Annotated in this window: 12 protein-coding genes and 1 tRNA gene; 2 read left to right on the top strand and 11 right to left on the bottom strand. The window is 51.6% G+C overall.

Annotation, left to right across the window (positions count from 1 at the left end; all coding sequences use genetic code 11):
- Window positions 1–626: 626 nt before the first annotated feature.
- The 6 genes from ACMV5I_RS06200 to ACMV5I_RS06175 all read right to left on the bottom strand — a co-directional run bounded on the left by ACMV5I_RS06200 (window position 627) and on the right by ACMV5I_RS06175 (window position 10,500).
- The gene (locus ACMV5I_RS06200; protein WP_414823895.1) at window positions 627–1,745 is read right to left on the bottom strand and encodes a GGDEF domain-containing protein; all 1,119 of its coding nucleotides are present in this window, start codon (window positions 1,743–1,745) and stop codon (window positions 627–629) included.
- Window positions 1,746–1,882: 137 nt separating this feature from the next.
- A complete protein-coding gene (speF, locus tag ACMV5I_RS06195; protein WP_174333670.1) occupies window positions 1,883–4,045 on the bottom strand; it encodes an ornithine decarboxylase SpeF in 2,163 nt (720 codons plus the stop codon).
- A 485-nt stretch (window positions 4,046–4,530) separates the two neighbouring features.
- Window positions 4,531–5,823: an OprD family outer membrane porin gene (locus ACMV5I_RS06190; protein WP_414823894.1), complete on the bottom strand. Its 1,293-nt coding sequence runs from the start codon at window positions 5,821–5,823 to the stop codon at window positions 4,531–4,533.
- A 164-nt stretch (window positions 5,824–5,987) separates the two neighbouring features.
- Window positions 5,988–7,289 carry a pyrimidine-nucleoside phosphorylase gene (locus tag ACMV5I_RS06185; protein ID WP_024483783.1) on the bottom strand — a complete coding sequence of 434 codons (1,302 nt, stop codon included), beginning with the start codon at window positions 7,287–7,289 and terminating at the stop codon, window positions 5,988–5,990.
- 17 nt (window positions 7,290–7,306) lie between these two features.
- Entirely contained in the window at window positions 7,307–9,250 is a 1,944-nt protein-coding gene (locus tag ACMV5I_RS06180; RefSeq protein WP_414823897.1) for a bifunctional 2',3'-cyclic-nucleotide 2'-phosphodiesterase/3'-nucleotidase, read from the bottom strand.
- A 68-nt stretch (window positions 9,251–9,318) separates the two neighbouring features.
- Window positions 9,319–10,500: a NupC/NupG family nucleoside CNT transporter gene (locus tag ACMV5I_RS06175; RefSeq protein WP_414823893.1), complete on the bottom strand. Its 1,182-nt coding sequence runs from the start codon at window positions 10,498–10,500 to the stop codon at window positions 9,319–9,321.
- 395 nt (window positions 10,501–10,895) lie between these two features.
- On the opposite strand from ACMV5I_RS06175, the gene ACMV5I_RS06170 reads away from it, so the two are divergent.
- Window positions 10,896–10,971 (top strand) — tRNA-Phe (locus ACMV5I_RS06170).
- 49 nt (window positions 10,972–11,020) lie between these two features.
- Here ACMV5I_RS06170 and ACMV5I_RS06165 read toward each other — a convergent pair.
- From ACMV5I_RS06165 to ACMV5I_RS06150, 4 genes are all read right to left on the bottom strand, one after another.
- On the bottom strand, window positions 11,021–12,133 hold the full coding sequence (locus ACMV5I_RS06165; protein WP_414823892.1) for a M20 family metallopeptidase: 1,113 nt from the start codon (window positions 12,131–12,133) through the stop codon (window positions 11,021–11,023).
- 96 nt (window positions 12,134–12,229) lie between these two features.
- Window positions 12,230–12,691 (bottom strand): YjiG family protein, encoded by a 462-nt coding sequence (locus tag ACMV5I_RS06160; protein ID WP_037434993.1) that lies wholly within the window; start codon window positions 12,689–12,691, stop codon window positions 12,230–12,232.
- Window positions 12,692–12,707: 16 nt separating this feature from the next.
- On the bottom strand, window positions 12,708–13,442 hold the full coding sequence (locus tag ACMV5I_RS06155) for a nucleoside recognition domain-containing protein (protein ID WP_024529096.1): 735 nt from the start codon (window positions 13,440–13,442) through the stop codon (window positions 12,708–12,710).
- A gap of 559 nt (window positions 13,443–14,001) precedes the next feature.
- The gene (locus ACMV5I_RS06150) at window positions 14,002–14,805 is read right to left on the bottom strand and encodes a histidine phosphatase family protein (RefSeq protein WP_414823891.1); all 804 of its coding nucleotides are present in this window, start codon (window positions 14,803–14,805) and stop codon (window positions 14,002–14,004) included.
- Window positions 14,806–15,226: 421 nt separating this feature from the next.
- On the opposite strand from ACMV5I_RS06150, the gene ACMV5I_RS06145 reads away from it, so the two are divergent.
- Window positions 15,227–16,618: a M24 family metallopeptidase gene (locus ACMV5I_RS06145; protein ID WP_414823890.1), complete on the top strand. Its 1,392-nt coding sequence runs from the start codon at window positions 15,227–15,229 to the stop codon at window positions 16,616–16,618.
- 50 nt (window positions 16,619–16,668) lie between these two features.
- Here the strand turns inward: ACMV5I_RS06145 and ACMV5I_RS06140 are convergent, their stop codons facing one another.
- Window positions 16,669–17,328, bottom strand: a complete 660-nt coding sequence (locus ACMV5I_RS06140; protein ID WP_414823889.1) for a 4'-phosphopantetheinyl transferase family protein — start codon at window positions 17,326–17,328, stop codon at window positions 16,669–16,671.
- Window positions 17,329–17,333 lie beyond the last annotated feature (5 nt).

Raw genomic sequence — 17,333 nt, 5'->3', positions numbered from 1 at the left:
TGAGAGACAGACCGGGAATAGTGAGACGGATGAATATAGTTAACATGCTGAAAAAGTTAGGGAATGAGTACAGTAATATGGTCATGGGATGCTGACCATATTACTGGGGATCACTCAGCCCACAGGGAGAGGGGACCGACCGTGCTAGATCTTAACTACGGTATTCGTCCTCAACATCACCTTCTTACAGAATAACTTCCACATCTGAGCACAGCACCAACTCCTTTTTGGGGACAGATCGAGTACGCTGATTTTTCTGCGCCATACCCCATCCTCGTTCTTCTTACTCCGCATTTACCGGAGCAGCACAGGCCAACCAAGCACTCAGGTCAACTCCCTCTCCCGAAAAATAAGGGGACTGAACGTGCCACAACTTAACTCCAGTATCCAACCGCCACATCAAATCGAACATGCCACAGCTTTACGCCACACCTAACCACCACACCGGTCAGCTCCCTCTCCCGAAAAGTGAGGGGACCGAACGTGCAACAACTTAACTCCAGTATCCAACCGCCACATCAAATCGAACATGCCACAGCTTTACGCCACACCTAACCACCACTCCGGTCAGCTCCCTCTCCCTGTGGGAGAGGGTTGGGGTGAGGGGCAAATACTGGACTTGAGAGCTACCCTTTTTCCGCCAATGTATAGCCGTTGCGTCCATTAGCCTTGGTTTGATACAGAGTCTTGTCGGCCATCTCTACCAGTTGCTCACGCCCCACGCCTGCTCGCCATAATGCAATCCCCTGGCTCACCGTGACCCATTGCCCAACGTCGGAGCCTTCATGCGGGATCGCGATCGCCGCGACCTGAGACTTGATCCTTTCGGCCACCGCTATCGCCTCGGCACGATCGGCTTTTGGCAGCAGAATGATAAATTCCTCTCCACCGTAACGAGCCACCAGATCCTGTGAACGACGCACGCTACTTTCAAAGCATTCGGCCAGGCGGATCAGGCACTCATCCCCCATCTGGTGGCCGTAATGGTCGTTATATTTTTTAAAGAAATCCACGTCCAGCAGGATGATGGCGAAAGGTTCGCGACTCTCCGCCTCCCGAGAAAACACCGAGTCGAAGTAGTTGCTGAAATAGCGCCGATTGGCCAGCCCGGTCAGCGGATCGCGGTTAGCCAATTTCCCCAGCCGGTCAATCAGTTGCTTGTTCTCCCTTTCCCGCTCGATGGCCAACATAAACCATTTCTCCAACATGCGTTTGGCCGAGTAGATCAGAAACAGCATCAGCAAATAAGAGAACACGTTCGCCACAGAGGCCGCACCGCGCAGGATAATATTTTCGCTGATGGACATCGCCAATATCGGTACCGTAAACAGGCACAGCAGCAAAGGAGAGAGGTAAAAGGGGATCAGTGAGGCAAACACCAAGCCAATCAGCAAGGGGTAGACCAAGGTAACGTTGTCCATGACAATCAGGTGATGAAAGGCAGCACACCAACATAGCGACAAAACCGTCACACTGGCGATCAACCCCCACCAGCGGGCTTTCTCACCGTATGGCCGTAACACCCTCAACACCATATAGGTGACGAAGGAGACCAACATCACGCCGGAGATCGCCGGAGCTGAACGTAGCAAATGGCTTAACGACTCGTAAAGCCCTGACCCCAGACGCTGTAGGAACAGGTAGAAAGAGAACAAGGCGTTAACCAGCAAAAACCAGTCAAAACTGTGAAACGTGGACTTTCTTTTTTCTTTGGCAACCCAGGCGGCGTATTTTCTATCTTTCATCGTTGGACTCGTTGTCATACCACTCTACTCAATGTAGTGGTGACATCCGCCTTTGTCATGCAAGATAGACGGGGCGGCATACGGCTAAGCGGGCGCAGCATGCGGCGCCCCTACAGCAAGGCAAATTGGTTGCGATTTTACGGCTTGATCATATAGCCAAAAATCCGTTTCCAACCGTGATCTTTCTTCTCGATATACACGCCCTGCAGCTCCGGTGAGAAGCCAGGCAAGCGGTTGATGCCCTCCTCCAGCGCCAGGAAGTAACGCTGTACCGCGCCGCCCCACACTTCACCCGGAACTACACACAACACACCCGGTGGATAAGGTAAGGCACCTTCTGCCGCTATGCGCCCGGCTGCCTGAGCGATCGGCACCAGCTCAACGTTGTCGCGGATAAACTCGACGTTGGCATCCTGCGGATTCATCATCACCGGCGGGAAATGATCCTGACGGAACATCTCTTTTTGCAACTGCTTCACGTCGAAGCTGACGTACAGATCGTGCATCTCCTGGCACAGTTGACGAAGGGTGTAGCCTGCATAACGCTGCTGATTCTTGCGATAGACCGTCGGCAAGACCTCACTCAGTGGCGCATCTGCCTCGACGTAACGCTCGAACTGCACCAGCATATCCACCAGATGATCCATTTTCGCCGGGTTCTCCGCCGGGGTGAGCAGGAATAGGATCGAGTTGAGATCGCACTTCTCCGGCACGATGCCGTTCTCACGCAGGAAGTTGGCCAGAATGGTTGCCGGGATACCGAACTCGGTGTACTGACCGGTGGCCGCATCAATCCCCGGCGTGGTCAGCAGCAGCTTGCAAGGATCGACCAGATACTGCCCCTGCGCATAGCCTGCAAAGCCGTGCCATTGCTCGCCCGGAACAAAGTTGAAGAAGCGTGCGTCGTTGGCGATCAGGTCGGTATCGTAGTCCTGCCAGTCTTTGCCTGCCACCTGCGGCGGAATAAAGGGCCGCAGCTGCGAGCAGCGTGCCAGCAGTTGTTTACGCGTGTCGATCCCCAGCTTGACGCACTCCATCCACATGCGGCGGCCCGCGGCACCGGCATGCATCTTGGCGTTGACGTCCAGCGCGGCAAACAGCGGATAAAACGGGCTGGTTGAGGCATGCAGCATAAACGCATTGTTGAGATGCTTGTGGTTGCAGTGGCGTTTCTGGCCTTTGATGTGATCGTCTTTCTTATGGATCTGCGAAGTCTGCGAGAACCCGGCCTGCTGCTTATGCACCGATTGCGTGACGAAAATACCCGGATCGTGCTCATCCAGTTCCAACAGCAGCGGCGAGCACTCTTTCAGCATCGGGATAAAACCTTCATACCCCACCCAGGCCGAATCAAACAGGATGTAATCGCACAGATGGCCGATGGTATCGATCACCTGACGGGCGTTGTAAATCGTGCCGTCATAGGTGCCGAGCTGAATGATCGCCAGGCGGAAAGGCCGTGCCGCAGCGGCTTTTTCCGGGGCAACATGGCGGATCTGCTCGCGCAGGTAAGCTTCATCAAAGCATTGGGAATCGATGCCGCCGATAAAACCAAACGGGTTACGCGCGGTTTCCAGATACACCGGCGTTGCCCCTGCCTGGATCAACGCACCGTGGTGATTGGATTTATGGTTATTGCGATCGAACAGCACCAGATCGCCACGCGTCAGCAGCGCGTTGGTCACCACTTTATTGGAGGCCGAAGTACCGTTCAGCACGAAGTAGGTTTTATCAGCGTTGAACACTTTCGCCGCGTGTTTTTGCGCATCCTTGGCCGAGCCTTCATGGATCAGCAGATCGCCGAGCTTCACATCGGCGTTGCACATGTCCGAACGGAAAATCGTTTCGCCGTAAAACTCGAAAAACTTGCGCCCTGCCGGGTGCTTGCGGAAAAACTCGCCGCCCTGATGGCCCGGGCAGGCAAAGGTTGAGTTCTCCATTTCCACGTAGGTTTTCAGCGTTTTGAAGAACGGCGGTAACAGCGCCTGCTCGTAGGCATCAGCGGCGGCCTCCAACTGCGCCATGTAAAACGCTTTGGTCGCGGCAGCCAAGGCAAATACGCCAGTAATCAACGGCAGGTGATCCGGGGAGAGCTGTTCATCCCCCTCAACGGCAACAAACGTCGGGATCTCAAAGCCGGTCGCTTTGAGCGTTGCCAGAATACCGGCATCCACATCGCTAACGGAGACCACGGCAGCCGCCACATCGGTATAATCAGTCTGCCCCACGCGCACGATTTCGCGCAGGGTTTCAATGCTGGCTACCAGGCTGGCGCTGGTTGCTATCTTCAATTCTTTCATCATGCTGAGTCTCAAACGGTTAAGGATGAGGGTGTGCCACTGGGCACATAATGAGATAACCCTGGTTATCCCGGCAAAGTGATGAGCCAAGGCGCAACCATGACCGGCCGATGCGGGTAGGCATCAGACAACTATCGGGGACTGGGATCGGCAGCGTCCGATAGACATCAGTAAAATCAGAGCCGCAGCTCTATTTTTAATCATGCCTAACAGCGAGCATTGGCTAGCTTTACCGCATAAGGGGCAGCGGTATTCGCATAAATGGCGTTAAGGAAACTCGGAGTGAGGGCGTCATCAGGCTTCTGGAGCGCAGTTGCGCTGAGGTGGTTAAACCCGTCATGCCTGTACTCCTCTGTGATGAAATGGGGAATTCGCGCAATGATTACACGTTTTTTTCGAGGGTTCAAGCCGGTTAATAGTTACTATTAATGCATAATTATTTAGTGATGCCGTGTGGGTTTCCCACACGGCCAGGCAGGCGTTGATTAGAACAGGTTGAACTTGTAATCCACCTGGAACTCAATCGAGTGGTTCTGAGCGCGCATCGGCTTGCCATCCGAGGTCAGTTTCGGCTGATTGTTCTGGCTCTGGTAGTTCCAGGATGGGCCACCGGAGAGCTGAAACGCCAGATTCTTCAGCGCAGGCTGTGACGGCGTCCAACGGGAGTAAACCAGGGTTTCACCACGCTCGATGCTATGGCCACGGTACTTCATCCCCCAGCCATAGTTGGTGACCATCCCTAACTCAACTTCTGGCGTAACGGCATAGCCGAAGGTCCAGGCCAGCATCTTTTCCTTATCGCCCACATAGTCGTTACCCCAACTGTCGGCCATGGAGTTAAAGGTGCCCCGGCTGTGTTTAGCCAGGTGCCACTCAAAGCGCCCTAACCCGTTGCCATTATCGAGTGAGGCCCGGGTGTATGAAGCCCCAACCTTGTGCTTCCAACGCTCGGCGCGCCATTCGGCATACATCGCATAATGGTAGGCATCATCATCGAACGTCTTGTGACGGGTGGACATGCGGGTCCAGTCTTGCAAACCATGGTTGTAATATACCTGGCTGGCAAACTTGAGGCGATTCTCTGCCCAGGACGCCGGTTGCCAACCCAGCTCCACCCCGTGCCGTTGCATATAGTTATGGCTTTCACCCAGGAAATAGAGCGCGCTATAGCCGTGATCGCTATAGCTCAATTCACCGGTCGCAATGCTGCTGATCTCCTTTTTATCCGCAGTGCGGAAATGGATCTTATCCGGAGAATCTCTGTCGCTGTAGCGGGTCACGTAGGCGCCACGTAACCGTACTGGCCCGGTAGCCGCTTCGCCACGCAACCCCAGATAGGTACTTGGAATGGCACGCGTGGAGTTATTGAGTGCGCCCCATTTTTTAATCTGCTGCCAACCTGAATAAAGGTGGAGATAGGTGTCATCATCACCCAAACGTCCTTTCAGGTAGAGCTGACCAATCTTATTGAAACCTTTCGCCTGGCCGTTGTCGTTATACAACACGCTACGGCCCCAGAAATCATCGCTGGCGGCCAGCTTAATCACGCCATAATAAGAAGCGTCTACTCCCAACATATCCGCAAAATAGCCGGACTGATAATCAAGAGTGATCCCCTGCCCCCAGGCTGTTTGGATGGAGCGCTCCCCATAATCCTCGGTGCTTAAATTTTTAAACACGTTACGGAAAGAAAGGTCTGCGTGGCTATCGTTAATAAAACTTGAGAAGAGACGATCGCTTACCTTTATTTCCTCTGCGCTGAGGGGTAAAGAGAACATAAGAGCAAACAATACCAGAGGCTTTTTTATTTTAAATTTATTTATTTGATACATAGAAAAATCCCGTTTTCTATCTACTCACCCAGAACTATTTAATTAAATGATTTCTAGATAATGTTGAAAATGTTTCACCCTGCAACCAGGGTGAAACACGGCTAATATTATTATTCTGTAATAATGGTATGGATCAGTTTTGGCGCTTGCGCCTTATCGGCAAGGGTAATGCTGTCATAGATTTTCTCCATGACGTTTGCCACATCCGGGCGATTGGCATGGATCGTTACCAGCGAGTCACCGATGGCGACACGATCGCCGACTTTTTTATGCATCATCAGGCCCACGGCCAGATCGATGTCATCTTCCTTGGTGGCACGACCGGCACCGAGCAACATGGCTGCCACACCGATTTCGTCGGCCACGATATTGGCAACCACACCCGCCTGCTTGGCCGGTACCTCAATCAGGTATTTAGCCTGCGGCAGCTTCTCTGGATGATCCACCATTGAAGCATCGCCGCCCTGGTTGGCCAGGAAGTCACGGAACTTGGCCAGTGCCTTGCCGTTATCGATCACCTCTTGCAGCATGGCGCGCGCAGCCGGTAACGAATCGGCCTTCTTCGCCAGCACGACCATTTGGCTACCCAACTGCATGACCAGTTCGGTCAGATCTTCCGGGCCTTCGCCACGCAGCGTATCGATGGCTTCCTTCACTTCCAGCGCATTACCGATGGCGTAGCCCAAGGGCTGCGACATATCGGAGATCACCGCCATGGTATTACGGCCCACGTGGTTACCAATGCGCACCATCGCCGTGGCCAGCTCGACGGCATCTTCAGTGGTTTTCATAAACGCACCGGCACCGGTTTTCACGTCCAGCACGATGGCATCGGCACCCGCCGCAATCTTCTTGCTCATGATCGAACCGGCAATCAGCGGGATTGAGTTCACCGTGCCGGTCACATCACGCAGCGCATACAGCTTTTTATCCGCCGGGGTCAGGTTACCGGTCTGGCCAATCACCGCCACCTTGTCGCGGTTCACCAGCTCGATAAACTGTTTGCTGGAGATTTCCACGTGGAAACCCGCTACCGCTTCCAGCTTATCAATAGTGCCACCGGTATGCCCCAAGCCGCGGCCCGACATCTTCGCCACCGGGATATCCAGCGCCGCTACCAGCGGTGCCAGCACCAGCGTGGTGGTATCACCCACGCCGCCGGTGGAGTGCTTGTCTACCTTGACGCCTTCGATCGCAGAGAGATCGATTACGTCACCGGAGTTCACCATCGACATCGTTAGATCGGCACGCTCACGGTCGTTCATATCCTGGAAGAAGATCGCCATCGCCAGCGCACTGGCCTGGTAATCCGGAATATCTCCCCGGGTGTAGCCGTTAACAAAAAACTCGATCTCTTGCGTAGTCAGCTCTTTTCCATCGCGCTTTTTGGCGATGATATCAACCATTCTCATTGTCATTCCCCGGATCTTTATTTCTGTAAGTCGATCTTGTAAACGGCAAAACCGATATCGTCTTTTCCTACCAGCGCCATTGGATGCTGAGCAGCCTGTTTGATGTAATCAGCCGCATTCTGGCTTGGTGAGGTCTCGATGCGGATATCCAACGGCTTATCCGCAGTAATTTGCGCGATCCGCCAGTTGTTTTTTACCTCTGGCTTATATGCGCCATGCTGTTTGGTCTGCTCGGAGATGTAGTTGGCCACGATAGTGCGCACTTCATCCGGCGAGGAGATAACGATATTTTTTTCACCCGTGCCGGCGAACTTGCCGGTAAATGCCCGGTAATTGTTCACGGCAACCAGGAATGGCGCGTCTGCCACCACCGGCTTACCTTTATAGGTCAGCGACTTGATACGCTGGGCCTGTGGATTGATCACGTTGCAATCCACGTCATAACGTGCTGGCTGGGTCACGTCGATCTGATAGCTCAGATCGTCAAACATATCGAAGTTGTAGGCCCGGAAACCGTTCCAGTTGAGCAGTGACTGTGGCTTATCACTTTTCACGTCGATCTGGTTGTACATGCCCGCAGAGCACTCCAGCCACTCTTTCAGATCGCTGCCTTTCACTTTCACTGCCGCCAGCGTGTTGGAATACTGGTAAAGATCGGCCGCGTTACGGAAGCTCAGAGGCCCTTTACGCATATCGACGAAGGCCGCTGGGTCGTTCTTCCTGCCACCCGCCTTGAACGGTGCCGCAGCAGACAGTACCGGGATATCAGCAAGATCCGGATCGCCCTGAATAAAGTGCTCAACGTAGGCTTTCTGCGCCGCACGGATGATCTGGATGGCCGAGGAGTCCTGCACTAATGACAGATAGGTATTGGTATCTTCGGCAATGGTGCCAATCGGCTTGTTAACGAACTCACGGGTGTCGTTATGTGCCTGCTCAAGCGTTTTCACCAACGAGGCCTTGGCATCGACCAGCGATTTGTCATTCTTCTTATCAAAGATTGGGCGCGCTTCTGCACGGCTGGAGACCACTTTCCAGTTATTGGTTTCCCCTTCCAGCACCAGATCGATCACCCCCAGGTTATCTGCCCAGTGGCCCGGCATGACTGCAGGTACGCCGTTGACCGTCCCCTTTTCAAGATCTACCCCAGGAATAGCGGCGAAATCCTTGCTTGGGAAAATACCGTGAGAGTGGCCAAAGGTAATGGCATCGATGCCTGGAACCTGCGTGAGGTAGTAGACCGAGTTTTCTGCCAGCGCCTTGTAAGGATCGGCAGAGATACCGGAGTGGGCGATAGCAATCACGATATCCGCCCCTTTCTTACGCATCTGTGGCACCAACTCCTTGGCAGTTTCGGTAATATCTTTGGCTATCACCTTGCCCGACAGCTTGTCCTTGTCCCACAGCACTACCTGTGGTGGTACAAAGCCGATATAACCGATGCGCAGCTTGTGCTCTTTACCCTCGGTATCTTTTACCGGCGTTTCCACGATCAGGTACTGTTTGAAATAAGGCTTGTTGGTTTTGGCGTCATAGACGTTGGCGTTGATGTACGGGAATTTGGCCCCGCTAATCGCCATTTTCAGGTAATCCAGCCCGTAGTTGAACTCATGGTTACCCAGGCTGCCGACCGCATAATCCAGGGTGTTCATCGCCTGATAAACTGGATGCACATCGCCCTTTTTCAGGTTGGCTGCAGCATAGTCCGCCATCGGGCTGCCCTGGATGATATCGCCGTTATCGACCAGCACGCTGTTGGTCGCTTCCGCACGGGCAGCATCAATCAACGTGGCCGCTCTCACCAAGCCGTACTGAGCGGTGGCTTTATCTTTGTAATAGTCATAATCCATCATGTTGCCGTGAACGTCGGTGGTTTCCATGATACGGAGATCCACCGTTGCGGCATGCGCAGCGCCTGCAACCAACAGGGCCAATAACGATAGCTTGAGGGGAGAAGTCATTTTCATCACATATTCCTTATTGTTATAGCGATAACAGGCCACAACCTCTCGATGTGGCCTTGAGCTAATTAAAAGAAGAAACCTACGACGGCGGCGTTCAGGAAGCTGACCAGCGTGGAGCCGTAAAGCAGCTTCAGGCCAAAGCGGGCAGCGGCGTTACCTTGCTTGGAATCCAATGCCTTGATGGCACCGACAATAATGCCGATTGAGGAGAAGTTGGCGAACGACACCAGGAACACCGAGATAATCGCCATGGTACGTTCAGAGAAGTTGTAATCACCCTGCGATAGGTTGAGCATGGCAACAAATTCGTTGCTGACGATCTTGGTTGCCATCAGGCCACCGGCCTGCACTGCTTCGTGCCACGGTACACCCACCAGGAAAGCCAATGGAGAGAACACGTAACCCAACACGCCTTGGAAGGAAATGCCAAATGCAGCGGTGAATAGCGCGTTAGCCATAGTGATCAGCGCAATAAAGCCAATCAGCATCGCGCCAACGATAATCGCTACCTTGAAGCCATCGAGAATGTATTCGCTCAGGACTTCGAAGAAGCTCTGCTTCTCCCCTTCAACCACATCCAGAATGTCTTCCTCAGGCTTGACCTGATAAGGGTTGATCAGCGACGCCATGATAAAGCCACCAAACAGGTTCAGCACCAAGGCAGTCACCACATAGCGCGGATCTAGCATCACCATGTAAGCGCCCACAATCGCCATTGAGACCGTCGACATGGCTGAGGTACACAACGTATACAGGCGGTGCTCCGGCAGCAGGCCGAGCTGTTTTTTCACCGAGATGAACACTTCAGACTGGCCGAGGATCGCCGAAGCCACCGCGTTATAGGACTCTAAGCGCCCCATGCCGTTGACCTTGCTCAGCGCCAGGCCGATGTACTTGATGATAAAGCCCAGGATGCGCCAGTGTTGCAGGATGCCGATCAGCGCGGAGATAAACACGATGGGCAGCAAAACGGACAGGAAGAAAGAGATCTCACCGTGATTCACCAAACCACCAAAGACGAAGTTTACCCCTTCGTTGGCATAGGAGAGCAAATTGCCAAATACCCCGGCGATCACGCCAATCACTTTATTGCCCACGTCAGTCTTAAGCAGCAGTGCGGTCATCAAAAACTGGCAGGCCAGCATGACGAAAATCGGACGATAGCGGATGTTTTTGCGATCGTTGCTCACTAAAAGCGCCAAAATACAGATAGTAAGGATACACACTATCCCTATGATATATTTCATTTTTTCCCCAAAATTATCTGTGAACTTTTACGTTCCGTTGCCGAGCCTTGTACCCTGACGTTTGCCGGGAACTAATGATGTTATTATCGAAACATAACACAGACAATATGTTATTAAAGTTACACCGATCACATTTAAAAATGACAATAGTCTTAAAATACATATATGTAACATGTTGTACTTATCACTAACATTAACTTGATTAGGGAATAGGCAGGGATGAACATTGTTGGGGTGAGTGTTTCGATCTCTGGTATCGGGCATTTTGGGGAAGAAGGGAGAATGCTGGCGCAGGAAGGTAGCCCTGCCCTTGCTTGAAATTAGAGCAATCGCTCGGCTTTGTGACAGAAACCCATTGACGACACAGGGCCAAATACGGTTTAATGCGCCCCGTTGCCCGGATAGCTCAGTCGGTAGAGCAGGGGATTGAAAATCCCCGTGTCCTTGGTTCGATTCCGAGTCCGGGCACCATCATTTAGAAGAACCCGCCTATGGCGGGTTTTTTGCGTTCTGACAGAGATCAAAGCGTTTCTATCACCCGGCGCAAAAGACGCACTCGGGGTTCGATGCTGGACAACTCCAGATATTCTGCCGGGCTATGGAAGCCAGCCCCAATTGGACCAAAACCATCCAGTGAGGGAATATCAAGCGCGGCGGTATGGTTGGCATCAGAACCACCACCGACGGCCTGCCAGCGAACGTCAATATTCTCCAACCTTCCCGCAGACTCCACCTTCGCCATCAGCTGTTCGGTTTTTTCTGAGGGTGACATGGCGGGCACATGAGCCTGTAGTGTCACATTGAGGCGAACATCGGCAGTAAAGCATTGAGGCGTCGTGGTTCGCATTAGTCGATCAACGCGCTCAAATTCGTCGTTCTGCCAGAAGCGGACATCCACTATCGCTTGCGCGTAGTCCGCAACTACATTGGCCGCTGAACCTCCACTCACCACTCCAACGTTCAGGGTCGTCCCAAGTTGCGCATTGGCCAACTGATTAAGATGAAGTATCCAGTGGGCCATTTCATTGACTGCGGAACGCCCATTCTCAGGATCGTTACCAGCGTGGGCGGCGACACCGTGAAATTCCAGCACGTAGCGAGCCATTCCCTTGCGAGCCTTGACCAGTGAGCCATCCGCACGGGCGGCCTCGCACACCAACACGCAGCGGCTGCGTTTCGCCAGGGCGCCAATCCATTCATGTGAGTAAACCGAACCCGTCTCCTCATCAGGGTTCATGGCAATCGCGATAGAGAGACGCTCTTTCGCCTCTGCAGACAGTCCCCGCATTGCCCAAAGAATATTAAGGAGCCCACTCTTCATATCCGCCACACCGGGGCCATAGGCGCGATCCTCCTTGATGCTCATGGGGCGCATCGCTACGGTACCTACTGGGAAAACCGTATCCAGGTGACCTACCAGTAGCACATCAAAGTGTGGACTATTGGGTTTGTTGGCAGCAAAAACGCCGGGCCCCACTTTATCGCCAAGATCGACAATTTCGCTGTGCCAGCCGAGCTGCTGATATTTCTCATGCATATTGCCAGCAACGGTGGCAACTCCGTCCAGCGTATTGGTACCACAGTCCACATTAACCAAGGAGGCCAACTCTGCCAGATAGTCGTCTAATTGCATGGTGTTTCCCCTGTTCTTTTGTGCAGGCTGCGCGTGCACTGAAATTAAATCGAGGGAGAGTACGATCTCGCACTCGCCCCGTAGGTCGCCGTGCCTCTAGATAAAAATGTGCATCAGCAACATGGCACCGAAGGCATTCAGTACCGAGATGGCTATCATCAACGGGATCAGTTTGGCGTTGGTGCCAATGACCCCAAGGATGCGTCCGGCATACTGGATCTGCGACCCCATCAGATAGATGGCCGGTGCCAGAATAGCCAGATGTTCTCCAGTCAGGATCCCGCTATCGAACAGGCTGACGGCTACGCCGATCCCACCGCCCATTGACATCCAGCCTCCGATCAGGACCGCTGCCGCCTCGCCCGGCAAGCCGAACAGCTGCATCAGGGGAGCAAAAATGAAAGCCAGCCCGTCCAGTGCGCCAGTGATGGTCAGCGCCTTGATCACCACAAAGGCCATCAGAACATTGGGCAAGGTACTGGTTGTGGCAATGGTCCAGCCTTTGCGCGCGCCAGCAACAAAAACATCGGTGATCATGGGTTTGGATTCAGTCGTCATGCTCATGGTGCTCTCCCTATGCCTTATGGATTTCAGAAGATGCGTTATCTTGACGACGCATTTTCAGCAACAAACGAAAAATATTCGCGCCAACGATTTTCATAAAAAACATGACGAGGATGCACAGGCCGATCGAGGCGGGAACCGCCAGGGTGCCGTCAGCGGCAACCAAAGTGAACAGAATGGCGCCGGAGGAGAAAAAGTTGGTGATCATTGCGCCTGCAGAAAACTGAAACATGGTGAAAACGTCTTTTTCATTCTCAGTAATCTGCGCCTCATCAGCCAGCTTGCGCGTCAGCGAGGCACCAACATCCGTGCTCTGCAGGCTGCCGATCAGTGCCAAACCTGTATTACCGCGCAGTCCCAGCAACGGACGCAACAGTGGGGTTAACAGTTTACGTGCTGCATTCAGCGCACCGTAGTGCTCCAGTACATTGATCATGCCAAGGGCAAACATGACAGCAGGTATCAGGCCGAAGGCGAAGAGAAAACCATCCATGGCACCATTACCGCCGGTACCACGAAAGGTACTGTTGGAAACGTTTAATGCCTCGTTGCTTTGAGTCACACCACTGACGACTCGACCGAAAGACCCGTTCAATGTCGTGAAATCAAACACGCCATACCATTCTTTACCGCCGAGAAGCCCGGAAAAGAATACCATGGCAAAAAGTAGCGCCACGTAGGCTCCCCAGCGAACGGGAGCCATTTCTGTTGCAGAGGAGGTAATATTTTGTTGCTGTCCGCTCATGTTATTTCCTTATCAGAGTGTCACAAAATAACCCAGTGCCAGTCATAACAGCATCGGCTTATGAATAGTCTACTGTGTGTATTTTTTGTTCATGAGCATCCTGATGGCGATCAATAAATCCTGCACAAAGGAAAATTTAACTTATAAAACATGACGTTGTTGGCATTTTATTCTGTCCAAAATAACGATTTATTAATGAAATCATGACAAAATATGTGCAGTTATTACCGAATATGTTCACAACATGGTCTGATTTAGTATGCTCATAGCATTGCCAACGGGTGCATTACTTGACCAACAGTGTTGTGATTTTTTTATTAATTCTTAATGTTTAATTAAATTAGCAGACTCATAATTAGAGATTTCATTTTCGCCTTGGCTTATGCATTGATGTGCGTCGGGTTAAGTTCCTGCGCAGAAAAAAAGCCGAAAACCAGCATCAGGGACTAAATAATCTTATCTATATGATGATGTGACAAGATTGCCGCTGATGCTGGTTAGATATTGAGGATTATGGATAGATAGTATTCTATTTAATTACCTTTAGCTCACCGCCCAATCAGAGCTTTGCACCTTTTTCTACATAGCTCATATCGCCCAGTTTACCTACGGTAAACTCACGGTTTTTATAAGTAATCTGCGTAACGCTAGCATTAGACAGTGGCGCGACAATGGGTGTAGAGCTCATATCCGCTACCATGGCCAGAATGGCTGCTCCATGTGAAACCAGGAGTATGTTACCGCCCCCTTGAGCTGCCGTTTCCTCAGCGATAGCTTTTAGCTCTGATTGCATACGTGCTTTGACGGTGGCAAACGTTTCAGCTTCACCGCTGGTATCGACCAGAGCTACACCGCCGAACATCTTGGCAAATGGCAATTTCCCTTTGGCAAAATCACCGAATAGCGCTTTTTCCGACTCATAGCCAAGCTTGGTGGCTATTGCTCCCCACATATTGGCATCGAGATCGCCTTCATAAATGCCGAAGCAGAACTCACGCAGTTTCTCGCTTTCAACGATGTTCAACTGCTGCCCTTTTGCGGCTAATATGATACGCGCAGTTTGACGCGCTCGCCCCAGATCGCTGGCATATACCTTTTTAAATTCAATATCTTTTAGGCCCTTACCAAGTTGTTCAGCAACCGTAACGCCTGCGGTAGTCAACGGGGTATCTGCCCAACCCTGAACCCGATGTACGGTATTAAACATGGTTTTGCCATGACGGGTTACATAAATGGTGACTGTATTATCACCTACGGTTTCAGCGTAAGCCAAAAGCGGACTTAAAATAAGTGAAGACAACAAAGTAAGTAATAGCGTAAACCGTTTCATGGTTATTTCCTCAATGGTTTTAGTTTGTATCATTATTGGCCTTCCGTAGATGGACCCTATCTCCATCCATAACTCTTTCGCTAGTTATTCATATTTTCATCGTTGCCTTCTTTATCCGTTATAGGAATGTCCTCTGCTACCTGCTTGTTGTATCAGCTGATTTTCAGGCAAAAAAAAACCTAAACCTCTGGTGGCATGCTAGCTAATAGCCAACACCACCAGAGGTTTAGGTTTTGCCTGTTAAACAGTAACAATCCTAATTTACAGTCCAATACGCTATCAGTTTGATAAATGAATGCAAGAAATCAAATCTATAAAAGTAGAAACTGTGATCAAATTAACGTTAAGCTGATTTTTAGCTGTTTAACACTGCGAGATAAGTCTCAACTATATTTTCGATGTTATGGCCTGATCAACAGGCTGTACGAACTCCCACTTGGCAAAAGAGGGTCAGATGAAAAACCAGCAAGTAAGCTTAAAAACCATCCCAGAGCCGCAAAAGGACTGTTCTGGCGTGCCCGTTGCACTAACGGACGAAACCATCCAACAAAGAAAGAGCAACATCCTTAGCAGGATGAAGCAACGTGGGCTTGATCAACTGGTGATTTACTGTGATGTCGAGCACGGTGGCAATTTTGAATATCTGGTCGGCTTTTTCACCCGCTTTGAAGAAGCCTTGTTGATTATCAACGCCGATGGCGAAATGACGCTGGTGCTGGGGAACGAGAATCTCAATAAGGTCAGCAAAGCCCGGATCCAGGCCAAAGCGGTACACCTATCTCAATTTTCATTGCCAAATCAACCCGGTAGAAGCGATAAGTCGATTAAAGAGCTGCTGGTTGAAGCGGGCATTCGGGAAAATGCCCGCACCGGCCTGGTTGGCTGGAAGATGTTTACCAACGGGCTAGAGATCGACAAGAAAATCTATGACCTCCCGTCATTTATTGTCGATACCCTCCGCAACATTGTCGGTGATGAAGCCTGCTTATCCAATGAGACCGACTTGTTTATCGGCGAGCACGGGGTCAGAACGGTCAATAATGCCAACGAGGTGGCTCACTACGAGTATGGGGCCGCATTAGCCTCCGATTGCATTCTGGATGCCATGAATAAGCTGGCGCCAGGCGTCACAGAGCAGCAGTTAGGGGATTGCCTGGTACGCTTTGGCCAACACCCGAGTATTGTCACCATTGCTTCCAGCGGCCCACGCTTTATCAAGGGTAATCTGTTCCCAACCGACAACACCGTGAAGTACGGTGATACGATCTCGCTAACCGTAGGCTATCGCGGCGGTGCCTCCAGCCGGGCGGGTTATGCGGTAAATGCTAATGGTGAGTTATCAACAGAGGCGAAAAACTATCTGGATGCGGTCGCCAAGCCCTACTTCTCTGCCTATGCCCACTGGCTTGAAGTGATTAGCGTTGGCATGCGTGGCGGCGAGCTGTTTGATCACGTGGAAGCGGTCTTACCGCGCTCAAAGTACGGTTGGTCACTGTGCCCAGGGCACCTGACCGCTGAAGAAGAGTGGATGTCTTCGCCTATTTATCAAGGCTCTCGGCAAAAGCTGTTGAGCGGCATGATCCTGCAGATTGATATCATTCCTTCAGTGCCCAACTTTGGTGGCGTTTCTGCCGAAAGCACCGTGCTACTGGCGGATGAACAGCTGAAGTTGGAGATCCAACGGCAGTATCCACAGCTATGGCAGCGGATGCAGCAGCGTAGAAAATACCTGGTCGAAACGTTGGGGATAACGCTGTCAGCAGATATCTTGCCGATGTGCAGCACGGTTGCCTATTTGCGCCCTTATTTGCTGGACAAGGACAGCGCCTTTGTCTGCCAGAGTTGAGTGACCAGCCATATCGCGTATGGCTTTGGCAGAGAACGGCAGCGATTAAATCAGGCCAACAAAGTGTCAAAGGCTAACGAAAACAGTGCGGTTTCATAGGATGTTGAGGCGCTGGATAATACGTATTCCTCCCCAATGTCCTGTGAGTACAAGTACCAACGCTTTTCAGCCACGTCGACGGTTAAGCCATTGGCAAAAGGGTGAGGTAAGGTAAACGTGGTCGGAGATAAAGCAAAACCCCGGCCATCCGCTTTTATGATGGCTTCTTTCAATGACCACAGACGAAAGAAATCAACGTTTTCCCCCTGAACAAGTTGTGTAAACTCCTCAGGGGTGAGCACATCCCGATAGTCATGTATGTCAATCGGGACTCTTTTTTCCACATCAACGCCGATATCCCCCTGCGTCGTATAGGCACACACGGCCCAGTCCCCCGCATGGGAAAGATTAAAAGCCCCTTTCATCCCCATCACCGCAGGTTTGCCATAGCGGTTATAGTGCAGCTTGGGAAAATGACTTCCCTGATACCCAACATGTTTTTTTAATGCATAACGTAGCAGCATTCTCCCTAATAATGACCGACGTTTGTCGTCATCAAATCTAAACCGATCGAAGAGGATCCGTTGGTCTTTATCAAGATAATCCCGCTGCGAATAAAGCAGTTCGCTGCTTAGCTCGTCAATACGAGAGCAGTAGATATAATTGGTCATGTTGT

It is taken from the genome of Serratia sp. T13T92 (assembly GCF_047530105.1).
Lineage (GTDB): Bacteria > Pseudomonadota > Gammaproteobacteria > Enterobacterales > Enterobacteriaceae > Chania > Chania fonticola.
The sequence above is the reverse complement of the archived record's forward strand: the minus strand, read 5'-3'. Positions and strand labels throughout refer to the sequence as shown.